13 protein-coding genes are annotated in these 15,676 nt (G+C 60.0%); 8 read left to right on the top strand and 5 right to left on the bottom strand.

The window, feature by feature from the left end; translation table 11 throughout:
• Positions 1-70: 70 nt before the first annotated feature.
• Entirely contained in the window at positions 71-889 is an 819-nt protein-coding gene (ppsR, locus tag BOP93_RS19765) for a posphoenolpyruvate synthetase regulatory kinase/phosphorylase PpsR (protein WP_003230310.1), read from the bottom strand.
• Between the two features lie 178 nt (positions 890-1,067).
• Here ppsR and ppsA point away from each other — a divergent pair, with 178 nt between their 5' ends.
• From ppsA to BOP93_RS19725, 8 genes are all read left to right on the top strand, one after another.
• Positions 1,068-3,443 (top strand): phosphoenolpyruvate synthase, encoded by a 2,376-nt coding sequence (ppsA, locus tag BOP93_RS19760; protein ID WP_104504358.1) that lies wholly within the window; start codon positions 1,068-1,070, stop codon positions 3,441-3,443.
• A gap of 106 nt (positions 3,444-3,549) precedes the next feature.
• Entirely contained in the window at positions 3,550-4,539 is a 990-nt protein-coding gene (locus BOP93_RS19755; RefSeq protein WP_104504357.1) for an alpha/beta fold hydrolase, read from the top strand.
• A 230-nt stretch (positions 4,540-4,769) separates the two neighbouring features.
• Entirely contained in the window at positions 4,770-5,261 is a 492-nt protein-coding gene (gene rraA, locus BOP93_RS19750; RefSeq protein ID WP_104504356.1) for a ribonuclease E activity regulator RraA, read from the top strand.
• A gap of 25 nt (positions 5,262-5,286) precedes the next feature.
• Positions 5,287-6,282 (top strand): zinc transporter ZntB, encoded by a 996-nt coding sequence (locus tag BOP93_RS19745; RefSeq protein ID WP_104504355.1) that lies wholly within the window; start codon positions 5,287-5,289, stop codon positions 6,280-6,282.
• An 86-nt stretch (positions 6,283-6,368) separates the two neighbouring features.
• Positions 6,369-6,614 carry a CrfX protein gene (locus BOP93_RS19740; RefSeq protein WP_065887847.1) on the top strand — a complete coding sequence of 82 codons (246 nt, stop codon included), beginning with the start codon at positions 6,369-6,371 and terminating at the stop codon, positions 6,612-6,614.
• A gap of 2 nt (positions 6,615-6,616) precedes the next feature.
• Positions 6,617-7,441 carry a mechanosensitive ion channel family protein gene (locus tag BOP93_RS19735; protein ID WP_034099717.1) on the top strand — a complete coding sequence of 275 codons (825 nt, stop codon included), beginning with the start codon at positions 6,617-6,619 and terminating at the stop codon, positions 7,439-7,441.
• An 87-nt stretch (positions 7,442-7,528) separates the two neighbouring features.
• Positions 7,529-8,119, top strand: coding sequence for an RNA polymerase sigma factor SigX (gene sigX / locus BOP93_RS19730; RefSeq protein WP_057721193.1), 591 nt, complete (start codon positions 7,529-7,531; stop codon positions 8,117-8,119).
• 107 nt (positions 8,120-8,226) lie between these two features.
• Positions 8,227-9,207 carry an OmpA family protein gene (locus BOP93_RS19725; RefSeq protein WP_104504354.1) on the top strand — a complete coding sequence of 327 codons (981 nt, stop codon included), beginning with the start codon at positions 8,227-8,229 and terminating at the stop codon, positions 9,205-9,207.
• Between the two features lie 60 nt (positions 9,208-9,267).
• Here the strand turns inward: BOP93_RS19725 and cobA are convergent, their stop codons facing one another.
• Genes cobA through nirB form a run of 4 tightly spaced genes read right to left on the bottom strand, consistent with a single transcriptional unit; the run spans position 9,268 to position 15,497 of the window.
• Positions 9,268-10,011 carry a uroporphyrinogen-III C-methyltransferase gene (gene cobA, locus BOP93_RS19720; protein WP_104504353.1) on the bottom strand — a complete coding sequence of 248 codons (744 nt, stop codon included), beginning with the start codon at positions 10,009-10,011 and terminating at the stop codon, positions 9,268-9,270.
• A 10-nt stretch (positions 10,012-10,021) separates the two neighbouring features.
• Positions 10,022-12,730 (bottom strand): nitrate reductase, encoded by a 2,709-nt coding sequence (locus BOP93_RS19715; RefSeq protein WP_104504352.1) that lies wholly within the window; start codon positions 12,728-12,730, stop codon positions 10,022-10,024.
• On the bottom strand, positions 12,730-13,047 hold the full coding sequence (gene nirD, locus BOP93_RS19710; protein WP_057721197.1) for a nitrite reductase small subunit NirD: 318 nt from the start codon (positions 13,045-13,047) through the stop codon (positions 12,730-12,732). The genes BOP93_RS19715 and nirD overlap by 1 nt, the downstream gene beginning before the upstream one ends.
• Positions 13,044-15,497 carry a nitrite reductase large subunit NirB gene (gene nirB, locus BOP93_RS19705; RefSeq protein ID WP_104504351.1) on the bottom strand — a complete coding sequence of 818 codons (2,454 nt, stop codon included), beginning with the start codon at positions 15,495-15,497 and terminating at the stop codon, positions 13,044-13,046. Before nirB ends, nirD begins: the two co-directional genes overlap by 4 nt.
• Positions 15,498-15,676: the final 179 nt, after the last annotated feature.

Raw genomic sequence — 15,676 nt, 5'->3', positions numbered from 1 at the left:
GGGGCAAGCCCCCTCCCACAGGTTCAGCGGCGTACCAGAAGTTTCGTTCGCACCGATAGGGCAATGCCGTTCACTTGAACCGCCGCTCCACACCTTTCTCCACAAGAATTTTCGCCGAAATCTCTTCCACCGAAAAATGCGTGGAATTGATGTGCGCAATATTCTCGCGACGGAACAGATTTTCCACTTCGCGCACTTCGAACTCGCACTGGGCGTAACTTGAATAACGGCTGTTGGGCTTGCGTTCATTGCGGATCGCAGTGAGGCGGTCCGGGTCGATGGTCAGGCCGAAGAGCTTGTGCGAGTGCGCGCGCAGGGCAGCGGGCAGCGTCAGGTGTTCCATGTCGTCTTCGGTCAGCGGGTAGTTGGCCGCGCGGATGCCGAATTGCATGGCCATGTACAGGCAGGTCGGCGTCTTGCCGCAGCGCGACACGCCTACCAGGATCAGGTCGGCCTTGTCGTAGTAGTGCGTGCGGGCGCCGTCGTCGTTGTCGAGGGCGAAGTTCACCGCTTCGATACGCTCCATATAATTGGAATTATGACCAATGGAATGGGACTTTCCGACGGAGTAAGAGGAATGTTCGCTCAGCTCCTGTTCCAATGGCGCCAGGAACGTGGAGAAGATGTCGATCATGAAACCATTCGACGTTGCGAGAATCTCACGAATGTCCTGATTGACGATGGTGTCGAAAATGATCGGGCGACAACCGTCTTTTTCAGCCGCCAGATTGATTTGTTGTACCATGGCCCGCGCTTTATCCACGCTGTCTATGTAAGGCCGCGTGAATTTGGCAAAGGTAATGTTTTCGAACTGCGCGAGCAGGCTCTGGCCCAATGTTTCGGCCGTGATGCCGGTGCCATCGGAAATAAAGAAAGCAGATCGTTTCATTTGAGTCCTGGGCCTTAAGCTGATGGCGAATCTTGGATATGATAGGCGCGATTTTGCCGTCCCGCAGTGGGCCGCATTCTCACTTATTTTCCAGGTCCAGGCCACAAGCGCTGGCGTTCGCTCCTACTGAGCAAGCCGCGTCCTGAGCTTTTCCAACACAGAAAGTGGAGAGATCACCTTGGTAGAGTACGTAGTTTCCCTCGATAAGCTCGGCGTCCATGATGTAGAGCATGTGGGGGGCAAGAACGCATCCCTCGGCGAGATGATCAGTAATCTTGCAGGCGCCGGTGTCTCGGTGCCGGGTGGTTTCGCCACCACGGCCCAGGCTTACCGTGATTTCCTCGAGCTGAGCGGCCTCAACGCCCAGATCCACGCCGCGCTGGACGCTCTGGACGTCGATGACGTCAACGCCCTGGCCAAAACCGGCGCCCAGATCCGCCAATGGATCATGGAAGCCGAGTTCCCCGAGAAGCTCAACGAAGAAATCCGCACCGCCTTCGCCACCTTGTCCGCCGGTAACCCGGACATGGCCGTCGCCGTGCGCTCCTCGGCCACCGCCGAAGACTTGCCGGACGCCTCGTTCGCCGGTCAGCAGGAAACCTTCCTTAATATCCGTGGCGTGGAAAACGTGATCCGCGCGGCCAAGGAAGTTTTTGCCTCGCTGTTCAACGACCGCGCCATTTCCTACCGCGTGCACCAGGGTTTCGACCACAAGCTGGTGGCCTTGTCTGCCGGTGTGCAGCGCATGGTGCGTTCGGAAACCGGCACCGCTGGTGTGATGTTCACCCTGGATACCGAATCGGGCTTCCGTGACGTGGTGTTTATCACCGGCGCCTACGGCCTGGGCGAAACCGTCGTACAAGGCGCGGTGAACCCGGACGAATTCTACGTGCACAAGCACACCCTTGAGGCCGGTCGCCCGGCCATCCTGCGCCGCAACCTGGGCAGCAAGGCGATCAAGATGATCTACGGCGACGAGGCCAAGGCCGGTCGTTCGGTCAAGACCGTTGAAGTCGACAAGGCCGAGCGTGCGCGTTTCTGCCTGAGCGACGCTGAAGTCAGCGAGCTGGCCAAGCAGGCGATGATCATCGAGAAGCACTACAAGTGCCCGATGGACATCGAGTGGGCCAAGGACGGTGACGACGGCAAGCTGTACATCGTGCAGGCCCGTCCCGAGACCGTTAAGAGCCGTACCTCGGCCAACGTCATGGAACGCTACCTGCTCAAGGAAACCGGCACCGTGCTGGTGGAAGGCCGCGCCATCGGCCAGCGCATCGGCGCCGGCAAGGTACGCATCATTAAGGACGTGTCCGAGATGGACAAAGTCCAGCCGGGTGACGTGCTGGTCTCCGACATGACCGACCCGGACTGGGAACCGGTGATGAAACGCGCCAGCGCCATCGTCACCAACCGTGGCGGGCGCACGTGCCACGCGGCGATCATCGCCCGTGAACTGGGCATTCCCGCAGTCGTCGGTTGCGGCAATGCCACCCAGCTGTTGAAAGATGGCCTGGGTGTGACGGTGTCCTGCGCCGAAGGCGACACCGGCTTCATCTTCGAAGGTGAGCTGGGCTTCGACATCAAGCAGAACTCCATCGACGCCATGCCGGACCTGCCGTTCAAGATCATGATGAACGTCGGCAACCCTGATCGCGCCTTTGACTTCGCGCAGCTGCCGAATGCCGGGGTAGGCCTGGCCCGCCTGGAATTCATCATCAACCGCATGATCGGCGTGCACCCCAAGGCCCTGTTGAACTACGACGGCCTGCCGCTGGACATCAAGGACAGCGTCGACAAGCGCATCGCCGGCTACAACGACCCGGTGGGCTTCTACGTCGAGAAGCTGGTGGAAGGCATCAGCACCCTGGCGGCGGCGTTCTACCCGAAAAAGGTCATCGTGCGACTGTCGGACTTCAAGTCCAACGAATACGCCAACCTGATCGGCGGCAAGCTTTATGAGCCGGAAGAAGAAAACCCGATGCTGGGCTTCCGTGGCGCCTCGCGTTACATCAGCGAGGCCTTCCGTGACTGCTTCGAACTCGAATGCCGCGCCCTCAAGCGTGTGCGCAACGAGATGGGGCTGACCAACGTCGAAATCATGGTGCCGTTCGTGCGTACCTTGGGCGAGGCGAGCCAGGTGGTCGACCTGCTCGCCGAAAACGGTCTGACCCGCGGCGAGAACGGCCTGCGTGTGATCATGATGTGCGAGCTGCCGTCCAACGCCATCCTGGCCGAAGAGTTCCTGGAGTTCTTCGACGGTTTCTCCATCGGTTCCAACGACCTGACCCAGTTGACACTGGGCCTGGACCGCGATTCCGGGATCATTGCTCACCTGTTCGACGAGCGAAATCCTGCCGTCAAGAAGCTGCTGTCCAACGCCATCCAGGCCTGTAACAAGGCTGGCAAGTACATCGGTATCTGTGGCCAGGGCCCTTCCGATCACCCTGACCTGGCCAGATGGCTGATGGAACAGGGTATCGAAAGTGTCTCGCTGAACCCCGATTCCGTGCTGGAAACCTGGTTCTTCCTCGCCGAAGGCCAAGCGTCCGCGTAAAGCCGCTACGTCAAAAGTGCCGGTCACCTGTCGAGGGTGACCGGCATTCTTATCTGTACAGGGCGGAATTCCTGCCTGACGCCGCCCTTTTTTGTGCAAGAGCATTATGCAAAGCAGCAGCAACCTGTTTCCCGTCGCCCTGATCAGCGCTGAACGTCGTGGCGACCTGAGTGAAGATGTGTACCGCCTCAAACCCGGCAACAGCCCCGACGCGACCGTCGAGCTGGCGGTTACCCGGTTGGGCATGGCCGATGTCCCGGAAAACCGGGGCACGCCGGTTATTTTCCTGCATGGCAGTTTTTCCAATCGGCGCTTCTGGTATTCGCCCAAGGGCATCGGCCTGGGGGCGCATCTGGCGCGGCGGGGATTTGATGTGTGGATTCCGGAAATGCGCGGCCATGGCCTGTCCAAGCGCAATCACGATTACGTGCGCAATCGTGTCGCCGATTACGCACGCTACGATCTGCCGGCCATTGGCGCCTTTGTGCACGAGCAAAGCGGGCAGGTGCCGCATTGGGTCGGGCATTCCCTCGGCGCCACGACGTTGGCTGCGGCGCTGGGTGGTCAATGCTTGAACGCGCAGTCAGTGGCCTCGGTGGCGTTATTTGGCTGCCAGGTCAGCCGCACGCATTGGCCGTTGAAAATTCCACCGGTGGAGTGGGGCGCTCGATTGATCCTGAAGCGTCTGGCCCAGGTGTCCGGTCCACGATTCAAGCGCGGACCGGAGGACGAGCCAGCCGGTGTGATGATCGAAGCGCTGCGCTGGAATGGCCTGTTCGGCCGCTTTGGCGATGCCGAGCGCGATTGGTGGAAAGGCCTGGCAGAGGTCGACGTGCCGCTGTTGGCAGTCAGCGCTGCGGGCGATCGGCAGGATCCGGACTGGGCGTGTCGCAAGCTGTTCGAGCAAGTCGGCAGCGAGCATCGCCAGTACCTGTGCCTGGGACGTCGACAGGGTTTTACCGACGATTTCGGGCATGTACAAATGCTGGTCAGTAAAGCCGCACAGGCCCAAGTCTGGCCCTTGGTGGAACGCTGGTTGAGAGACCCGTTGACACCTTTGGCCGGCACCCGGCCCGAGGTGGCTGTGGCAGTGTGAACACGCGCACTTGCGAGGCCGTTTCACTCTTGAGTGGTTGCGGCTAAGATATGACGCCTCAGGCGCTTCTGGTCATATTCAGTCGCGTAACGGCTATTGCGTTGCGTTGATTGTGGTTTGATCATGGCCGGCGCCAGTGGCTGGGCATTTAAAGAATGCCTGCTGCAGCACGTTTTTCCTGATGTAGCCGTGAGCTGTTCGACCCCTTCTTTGACGACAGGAGTTTCGCGATGGACCATTACGTGACCCCCGACCTGTGCGACGCCTATCCGGAGTTGGTACAGGTGCTCGAGCCGATGTTCAGCAATTTCGGTGGCCGAGACTCCTTCGGCGGCGAGATTGTCACCGTCAAATGCTTCGAGGATAACTCTCTGGTCAAGGCACAGGCCGAGCAGCCGGGCACCGGCAAGGTGCTGGTGGTTGATGGAGGCGGTTCGCTGCGGCGTGCGTTGCTCGGTGACCTGATCGCCGAGAAGGCCGCCAAAAACGGCTGGGAAGGCATGGTGATCTACGGTTGCATCCGCGATGTCGATGTCATTGCCCAGACCGACCTGGGCGTGCAGGCCCTGGCCTCCCACCCGATGAAAACCGACAAGCGTGGCCTGGGCGACCTGAACGTGGTGGTGACCTTTGCCGGCGTGACGTTCCGCCCGGGTGAATACGTGTACGCCGATAACAACGGGGTGATCGTCTCGCCCACCCCACTGAAAATGCCGGAATAAACCGCAGTAGTCGAAAGGGATGAGGATGTTCGAGGAAGACAACGCGCAGTGGGGGCTGGTGCATGCCCTGGTGCTGGACGGTAAAGGCGGTGCGCGTTCGATTGCCCGGACCGAGCTTGACGAGTTGCAACTGCAGCCCCAGGAAAGCCTGTGGCTGCATTGGGACCGCAGCCATCCGCAAACCCAGACCTGGCTGCGCAAATCCAGCGGTTTGAGTGAATTTGCCTGTGACCTGCTGCTGGAAGAAAACACCCGTCCGCGGCTGCTGCCGTTGCCCGATGCCGAATTGCTGCTGTTTCTGCGCGGTATCAATCTCAATCCAGGCGCGGAACCGGAGGACATGGTTTCGGTACGTATATTCGCGGCAGCCAATCGTGTGATTTCCCTGCGCTTGCGCCCGTTACGCGCCACCGATGAGCTGCTGGTGCAGTTGGCCGAGGGCAAGGGCCCCAGGACCGCGTCTGAACTGATCCTCTATATGGCGCAATACCTGACCAACAAAGTGCAGGATCTCGTCACTGGGCTGTCTGAAATCGTCGATACGGAGGAAGAAAAACTCGACGCCGACGAACGGTATACCCCCGAGCATGGCAGCGTCCTGCAGATCCGTCGGCGAGCAGCCGGGCTCAAGCGTTTCCTGGCGCCGCAACGGGATATTTTTGCGCAGCTGACGCGGATCAAATTGGCGTGGTTCTGCGATGACGATGCCGACTATTGGAACGAGTTGCACAACAGCCTGACCCGCTACCTGGAAGAGTTGGAATTGGCTCGGGAGCGCGTGGGGCTTGTACTTGAGGCCGAAGACCGGCGCCTGAGCCTGCGCATGAACCGCACCATGTACCGCTTCGGAATCATCACCGGCATTTTCTTGCCGATGAGTTTCCTGACCGGCTTGCTGGGTATCAATGTGGGGGGCATCCCGTTTTCCAGCAGCCCCTATGGATTCATGATTGCGTGCCTGCTGATGGTCTCGGTGGCGCTGGGTCAATGGTGGCTTTTTCGACGGTTACGCTGGGTTTGAGCTGAATATGAGCTGAACGTAGGAAAGGGTCGATGTGACCCGATGAATTTTACCCTCGTCTTTTAAATCACTTGCGAGAGGTCTCTATGCACGATCCGTTCGAACAGTCTTTGCGTGACATGCTCAATGCTTCGCCATCCAACCGGGATGACGATGCCTGCCTGGGCCGCGTACTGAAAACCGCCAACCGTCAGGTTGGGGCGGGGTCCCTGTTCGGTCTGCTCGGGCGTTGGGTACCGGCGTTGATGATGGCCCTGAACAACGGTTCGGCCCATGTATCGCCTGTTTCCCGGCATAAACCTCTTGCTCGCACTGCTGATAAGGCTGATTGAATATGGAACTTGATCTCTGGACCCAGAGCCTGGTCACTGCAATGACCGCATTGTGGACCAAGGTGGCGAATTTCATTCCCAACCTATTTGGTGCCCTGGTCCTGGTACTGCTGGGCTTTGTGGTGGCCAAGCTGCTTGACACCCTGTTGTCCAAATTGCTCGCCAAGCTCGGGCTGGACCGCCTGATGGCCGGTACCGGGCTCACCAAGCTGCTGGGCCGTGCCGGGTTGCAGGTTCCGATTTCGACGCTGGTCGGCAAGATCGTTTATTGGTTCGTCCTGCTTATTTTTCTGGTTTCTGCGGCTCAGTCCCTTGGACTTGAGCGAGTTTCAGCTACGCTCGACATGCTGGCACTGTATTTGCCGAAAGTTTTCGGCGGCGCGCTGGTGCTGCTGGTAGGCGTTTTACTCGCGCAACTGGCCAATGGCCTGGTACGCGGAGCCGCCGAAGGGGTCGGCCTGGACTATGCGGCTGGCCTGGGGCGAATTGCCCAGGGGCTGGTGATCATCATCAGTATTTCGGTCGCGATCAGCCAGTTGGAGGTCAAGACCGACTTGCTGAACCACGTTATTGTGATTGTTTTGATTACCGTTGGTCTGGCCGTTGCGCTGGCCATGGGCTTGGGAAGCCGGGAAATTGCCGGTCAGATTCTTGCGGGAATCTATGTGCGTGAGCTGTATCAAGTTGGGCAACAGGTGCGTGTGGGCGAGGTCGAAGGGCAAATCGAGGAGATCGGCACAGTCAAGACGACCGTGCTGACCGATGACGGAGAACTGGTTTCGCTGTCCAACCGGATTCTCCTGGAGCAGCAGGTCAGTAGCCGCTAAACCGGCAAACCCTGCTAATGTACGCCGCCGCGAACCCGGCTGACCGGGTTGCAGCGGACATTGACCTGACTGCCGGCACGACTTGTTTTGAATAAAGCCCAAACGCTGTCCACGCGCTATGACCCCCGTGAGCTCTCTGATGAGGAGTTGGTCGCGCGTTCGCACACGGAGCTGTTTCACGTAACACGCGCGTACGAAGAATTGATGCGCAGGTATCAACGCACTCTGTTCAACGTTTGTTCAAGGTATTTGGGGAACGATAGAGATGCGGACGATGTCTGTCAGGAAGTGATGCTCAAGGTGCTGTACGGCCTGAAGAACTTCGAGGGCAAATCGAAGTTCAAGACCTGGCTCTACAGCATCACGTACAACGAGTGCATCACGCAGTATCGTAAGGAACGGCGAAAGCGTCGCTTGATGGACGCGTTGAGTCTGGACCCCCTCGAGGAAGCGTCTGAAGAAAAGGCGCCGACACCCGAGGAAAAGGGCGGACTCGATCGCTGGTTGGTGCATGTGAATCCGATCGATCGTGAAATTCTGGTGCTACGTTTCGTCGCAGAATTGGAATTTCAAGAAATCGCTGACATCATGCACATGGGTTTGAGTGCTACAAAGATGCGTTACAAACGTGCTCTTGATAAATTACGTGAGAAATTTGCGGGCGAGACTGAAACTTAGTGCGTAGCAAATATCTCTTACGTGTAGGCAAGTTCTGTTAGACTTGTCGCCGAGTTGTCCCCCGGTTTGTGGGACTGCTTTACAATCACCAGATGGGGATTTAACGGATGAAACTGAAAAACACCTTGGGCTTGGCCATTGGTTCTCTTATTGCCGCTACTTCTTTCGGCGTTCTGGCACAAGGCCAAGGCGCAGTTGAAGGCGAGCTGTTCTACAAGAAGCAGTACAACGATAGCGTCAAGCACATCGAAGACGGCTTCAATCCTGGCGCTCGCATCGGTTACTTCTTGACCGACGACCTGTCCTTGAACCTGTCCTACGACAAGACTAACCACACCCGTTCGAACGACGGCACTGGTAGCCAGAAGATCAAAGGTGATACCGGCAGCCTGGTTGCCCAATACCACTTCGGTCAAGCTGGCGTTGACAGCCTGCGTCCATACGTTGAAGGCGGTTTCGGCCACCAGAGCCGTACCAACGTTCAGGCTGACGGCCACAGCGGTCGCGACCAGACCACTTTCGCTACCATCGGTACCGGCGTGAAGTACTACTTCACCAACAACCTGTACGCTCGTGCTGGTGTTGAAGCTGACTACGGTCTGGACAACGGCAAGTGGGATTACTCCGCACTGGTTGGCCTGGGTGTGAACTTCGGCGGTAACGCTGGCGCAGCTGCTCCAGCTCCTACCCCAGCACCAGCTCCAGAGCCAGTTCCAGAGCCAGAAGCTCCGGTTGCTCAGGTTGTTCGTGTTGAGCTGGACGTTAAGTTCGACTTCGACAAGGCCGTTGTTAAGCCTAACAGCTACGGCGACGTCAAAAACCTGGCCGACTTCATGGCTCAGTACCCGTCCACCAACGTAGAAGTTGCTGGTCACACTGACTCCGTAGGTCCAGACGCTTACAACCAGAAGCTGTCCCAGCGTCGTGCTGACGCTGTTAAGCAAGTCCTGGTTAAAGACGGCGTGGCTCCTAGCCGTGTAACTGCTGTAGGTTACGGCGAATCGCGCCCAGTTGCTGACAACGCAACTGAAGCTGGTCGCGCTGTTAACCGTCGCGTAGAAGCGTCGGTTGAAGCTACCGCTCAGTAATTACTGAGTAGTAAAGAAAAGCCCGGCTTAGGCCGGGCTTTTTTTCGCCTGCGATTTGTCTCAGGCGCTGGCAGCTGTCGCGACGTAAGCCAAGTGTGCCGCGCCGGCAACACGGCCAATCACCAGGATTGCCGGGCTCTTGAGCGCGAAAGCCTGCGCGTCCTCATGCATGGCGCACAGGTGGCTACGGCATTCACGCTGTCCGGGCAACGATGCATTTTCGATCATGGCCACCGGCATATCCGCAGCCATGCCGCCCTCCAGCAGCTGTTGCCGGATTTCCTCGAGCTTGGCCACGCCCATGTACACCACCAGCGTTGTCCCGCCTTCGGCCAGTGCGCGCCAGTTCAGACTGCTGTCATCCTGGGTATGCGCAGTGACCAGGGTCACGCCACGGCTCACGCCGCGAAGGGTCAACGGGATATCGCAATTCGTCGCTCCAGCCAGCCCCGAAGTAATGCCGTTGACCAGCTCCACCTCGATCCCACGCTCGCGCAGCCACGTCGCCTCTTCGCCACCGCGACCGAAAATGCATGGATCGCCGCCTTTAAGCCGCACCACACACTTGCCCTGGCGTGCATGGCGCAGCATCAGGCGGTGAATAAAGTCCTGCGGCGTAGAGCGACAGCCGCCGCGCTTGCCGACGGTGATCACGCGCGCGTCGGCGCAGTGTTCCAGCACTGCCGGGTTGACCAGATCGTCAATCAAAACCACATCGGCTTCATGCAGGGCCCTTACTGCCTTGAGGGTGAGCAATTCCGGATCACCGGGCCCGGCGCCTACCAGCCACACTTTTGCGCTCATGTTTTTTCCCTCACACACTGATTGCGATTGGCTGCGGGCTGGCGGCCAGCAGACGTTTGATTTCCGGCACGCAGGAGCCGCATTGCGTACCGCATAGCAATTCCTGTTTGAGCCCGGTCAGGTCCAGACCACGGGCAATCCCGGCGCACACCGCGACTTCGCTGACATGCTTGCAATTGCACAGGATCTTGCTGCTGCCGGCCGCTGCCCCCGGTGGCGCGCTCAGGGGCGCCAGGAGCCAGCGACGTAGTTGATCGTCGGTGCGGCCCTCCAGCCACAGGCTTTGCAGCCAATGCCGGGCCAGGGTTTCACCGGCCAGGCGAACCGCCGTGATACGGCCTTGTTCGATTTTCACCCGCTTGCCGATAGAGCGGCGCGGATCGTCGTAGGCCATCACCGGACCGTCGTGCAGGCCCAGCAACTGGTCGATGCGGGTGAGTATCTGCAGGTCGGGCGCCTCGGTATGGGCTGCACGTACCAGCAGCGCCGGCCGTTCACGTCCTGTCAGGCTTAGACTGACGTAGGCAAATGCTTCGCACAGCGGGCGCAGGACGTCGAAGTGTCGTTGCACGTCACCCTCGATCAGCGCAAACAGCTGCCAAGGCAGTTGCACCGCTTCCAGGCGCACACCGCTGTGTTTGAGTTCCGGCTGTTTCGACAATGGATCGAACGCCGGTTGGGTAAGCACATTCACGCCACCTTTGAGAAAACGGTCGCCCCAATGCATCGGCAGGAATGCTTGACCGGGGCGTACGCTATCATCGCTGGTGACCGCGACCACCACATTGCCCCGACGACTTTTCAGGTTGACCAGGTCGCCCTCCTTGAAGCGGTGACGGCGCATCTCGTCAGGATGCAGGCTCAACAGCGCCTCGCTGACATGCCCGAACAACTGCGCTGCGGTGCCGGTGCGGCTCATGCCGTGCCACTGGTCGCGCAGACGACCGGTGATCAGGGTCAAGGGAAAGCGTGCGTCACGCTGCTCCTTGGCGGCGCGATACGGGTCGGCGACAAACTGCGCGCGGCCGTTATCGGTGGGGAAAATCCCGTCGACGTAGAGGCGTGGCGTCCCGGCCTGTGCGTCCACGGGAAACGGCCACTGTTGCGGCCCGAGTCGGTCAAGCAGGGCATGGCTGAGGCCTGAAAAATCCAGGTCGCGCGTTTGAGTCAACAGCTTGAACTCGTCAAAGATCTGCGCCGGTTGCTCGAAGGCAAACAGGCTATCGAGCCCCGGCCGCAGATGGCGCTCCAGGCGCTGAGCGAAATCCACGGTAATCGCCCAGTCCGGTCGCGCTTCGCCCGGTGGAGTGATGGCACGGCGCACGTGGGAAATACGCCGTTCGGAGTTGGTCACCGTGCCTTCCTTTTCGCCCCAACTGGCGGCGGGCAGCAGCAGGTCGGCGTAGGCGGCGGTTTCGGTGGTTCGAAAAGCCTCCTGCAACACCACGAACGGACAGACCGCCAGGGCGGCACGCACGGCATTCTGGTCCGGCAACGATTGGGCGGGATTGGTGCAGGCGATCCACAGCGCCTTGATCTTGCCCGCCTGCACCTGTTCAAACAGTTCGATCGCGGTGAGGCCGGTGGCTGCGGGCAGTTGATCGACACCCCAATAGGCGGCTACTTCTGCGCGGTGTTCGGGGTTGGCGGCGTCGCGGTGCCCAGGCAGCAGATTCGACAAGCTGCCGGTCTCGCGCCCGCCCATGGCATTGGGTTGGCCGGTCAGGGAAAACGGCCCACAACCTGGGCGGCCAATCGTACCGGTGGCCAGGTGCAGGTTGATCAGCGCGCTGTTTTTTGCGCTGCCCGAGGTCGATTGGTTAAGGCCCATACACCACAATGACAAGAAGCTGGCGGAGGTGCCCACCCACTGCGCACACAGGCGCAGTTGCTCGACGCTGATGCCGCACAGTTGCGTGACCATTTGCGGCGTGTAGTCATGCACCAGGCGTTTCAGCTCGGCGAGGCCGTCGGTATGTGCCTGGATAAACTCGCGGTCGATCCAGTCTTCCCACAGCAGCAGATGCAAAATTCCATGGAACAGCGCGACATCCGTGCCCGGCAGGATCGCCAGGTGCAGGTCGGCCAAGTCGCAGGTGTCGGTACGCCGTGGGTCGATCACCACCACTTTCATCTGTGGCCGTCGCGCCTTGGCCTCCTCCAGGCGTCGGAACAGTACCGGGTGCGCGTAGGCCATGTTGCTGCCGACGATCATCACACAGTCGCTGGTCTCCAGATCCTCATAGCTGCACGGTGGTGCATCGGCACCCAGGCTGCGTTTGTAGCCCACCACTGCCGAGGACATGCACAGCCGTGAGTTGCTGTCGATATTGTTGGTGCCGACCAGCGCCCGCGCCAGCTTGTTGAAACTGTAGTAGTCCTCGGTCAGCAGTTGCCCGGAGATGTAGAACGCCACGCTGTCGGGGCCGTGTTCGGCAATGGTGCGGGCAAATACGTTGGCCGCATGTTCCAGGGCGGTGTCCCAGTCGGTGCGGGCGCGGGCCAGGTCTTTGCCCAGACGCAGTTCCGGGTATAAGGCACGGGCGTCGAGGTTTCCGGTCAGGTGCAGGCTGGCGCCCTTGCTGCACAGTTTGCCGAAGTTGGCCGGGTGGTGCGGGTCGCCTTGCACGCCGAGGATGCGGGTGCCGTCATGCTCGATCAGCACGCCGCAGCCCACCCCGCAATAACAGCAGGTGGACGCCGTAACCTCGCGGTTCATCACCCTGCATCCCGCAGGGCCAGCATCACTCGGCCGTTTTCCACGCGGGCGAGGTGATGATGGGCGCAACCGATATCCGGCGCCTGGGCTTCACCGGACGCCAGGTCGATCTGCCAATTGTGCAGCGGGCAGGCCACGCGTTTGCCATAGATCAAGCCCTGGGACAGCGGCCCGCCTTTGTGCGGGCAACGGTCATCGAGTGCGAAGACTTCATCGTCGCTGGTGCGAAAAATCGCAATGTCGCCCTTGGGCCCGTTGATGATGCGTGAGCCCAATGCGTTGATTTCTTCCAGGGCGCAGATATCCAGCCAGTTCATGCCGGCACCTCCAATTGCTTGACCGGGATCACATCGAATTCTTTTTTCAGCAGCGGCTGTTCCAGGCGTTCTTTCCAGGGGTCTTGCTCGAACGACAGGGAAAACTGCAGGCGCTCGTTGAGGGCCTGGCGCCGGGCCGGATCTTCCAGCACGGCTTTCTTGATATGGTCCATGCCGACCCGCTGCAGGTAGTGCACGGTGCGCTCCAGGTAGAAGGCTTCTTCGCGGTACAGTTGCAGGAATGCGCCGTTGTATTCGCGCACCTCTTCGGCGGTCTTGAGCTTGACGAAGAACTCCGCGACTTCGGTCTTGATCCCGCCGTTGCCGCCGATATACATCTCCCAGCCTGAGTCCACACCGATAATGCCGACGTCCTTGATGCCTGCTTCCGAGCAGTTGCGTGGGCAGCCGGACACCGCCAGCTTGACCTTATGCGGCGACCACATGTTGAACAGGTCGTGCTCCAGCTCGATGCCCAGTTGCGTGGAGTTTTGCGTACCGAAGCGGCAGAACTCGCTGCCCACGCAGGTCTTCACGGTACGGATGGATTTGCCGTAGGCGTGCCCGGACGGCATGTCGAGGTCCTTCCACACGCCGGGCAAGTCCTGCTTCTTGATCCCGAGCAAGTCGATGCGCTGGCCGCCGGTCACCTTGACCATCGGCACGTTGTACTTGTCGGCCACGTCGGCGATGCGGCGCAGTTCCGACGGATTGGTCACGCCGCCCCACATGCGCGGGACCACCGAATAGGTGCCGTCTTTCTGAATGTTGGCGTGGGCACGCTCGTTGATCAGGCGCGATTGCGGGTCGTCCTTGGCTTCGCCCGGCCAGGTGGAAATCAGGTAGTAGTTCAGCGCCGGACGGCAGGTGGCGCAACCGTTGGGCGTGCGCCAGTTCAGGTAGCTCATGGTGCCGGCGATGGTCAGCAGGTGCTGCTCGCGGATGGCCTGGCGGATCTGCCCGTGGTTGAGGTCGCTGCAACCGCAGATGGCTTTTTCGCTCTTGGGCTTGACGTCGGCGGCCCCGCCCACGGTGTTGATCAGAATCTGTTCCACCAGCCCCACGCAGGACCCACAAGAGCTGGCCGCCTTGGTGTGCTTCTTCACGTCATCGACGCTGAACAGCCCCTGTTCCTGGATCGCTTTTACGATAGTGCCCTTGCACACGCCGTTGCAGCCGCAGACTTCGGCGCTGTCGGCCATGCTCATGGCCTTGTCCTGGCCTTGATGGCCGACGTCGCCCAGCGCATTTTCGCCAAACATCAAGTGATCGCGAATCTCGCCAATCGCGTGGTTCTCACGGATCTGGCGGAAATACCAACCGCCGTCTGCGGTATCGCCGTACAGGCAGGCGCCGACCAGGATGTCATCCTTGATCACCAGTTTCTTGTACACCCCGCCGATGGGGTCGGAGAGGGTGATGGTCTCAGTACCTTCGCCGCCCATGAAGTCGCCTGCGGAGAACAGGTCAATGCCGGTGACTTTGAGCTTGGTGGAGGTGACAGAACCTTTATAGGTGGCGAAGCCCAACTGGGCGAGGTGGTTGGCGCACACCTTGGCCTGTTCGAACAACGGTGCGACCAGGCCGTAGGCAATCCCACGGTGGCTGGCGCATTCACCGATCGCATAGATGCGCGGGTCGTAGGTTTGCATCGTGTCGTTGACCAGAATCCCACGGTTGCAAGGGATGCCGGACTTTTCCGCCAGTTCGGTGTTGGGCCGGATACCGGCGGCCATCACTACAAGGTCGGCGGGGATGATGTCACCGTTCTTGAACTGCACCGAGCCGACGCGGCCATTGCCGGCGTCGTGCAGGGCCTGGGTCTGTTCGCACAGGCGAAACACCAGGCCCCGGCTTTCCAGCTCGGTTTGCAGCAGTTGGCCACTGGTCTTGTCCAGTTGCCGCTCCAGCAGCCATTCGCCGATGTGCACCACGGTCACGTGCATGCCGCGCAGCATCAAGCCGTTCGCCGCTTCCAGGCCGAGCAGCCCGCCACCGATGACCACCGCGTGTTTGTGGGTCCTGGCGGTGTCGATCATGATCTGGGTGTCGGCGATATCGCGGTAGCCGATCACGCCCTGCAAGGTGTTGCCCGGAATCGGCAGGATAAACGGCGTGGAGCCGGTGGCGATCAGCAGGCGATCGTATTCGGCTTCGCTACCGTCCTCGGCGATGACGCGGCGCTTGACCCGGTCGATCTGCACCACCTTGCGGTTGAGCAGCAGCTTGACGTGGTTGTCGAGGTACCAATCCAGATCGTTGAGTACGATCTCTTCGAAGGTTTGCTCGCCGGCCAGTACCGGCGACAACAGGATGCGGTTGTAGTTGGTGTGGGGCTCGGCGCCGAACACCGTGATGTCATACAGGTCGCTGCTGAGCTTGAGCAATTCTTCCAGGGTGCGAACCCCGGCCATGCCGTTGCCGATCATCACCAGTTTGAGTTTTTTCATGTCGCTCTCCGACCAATCACGCGCAAACAAAAAAAGGCGTCCCCGCTAGTTACCTAGCGAGGACGCCTTTGTCCTGGTCCCGTTCTCTCGGGAAGCTCGATCCTTCGACGTTGAAGGCGCGGCTATATGTGGGTTGTTGGGAAGGCTGATGCACCAGCTGTGCCAAGTGTCGATATCCC

Origin of the sequence: Pseudomonas orientalis (assembly GCF_002934065.1) — a bacterium.
GTDB classification, from domain to species: domain Bacteria; phylum Pseudomonadota; class Gammaproteobacteria; order Pseudomonadales; family Pseudomonadaceae; genus Aquipseudomonas; species Aquipseudomonas orientalis_A.
This window is presented reverse-complemented; position numbering and strand designations above follow the sequence as displayed.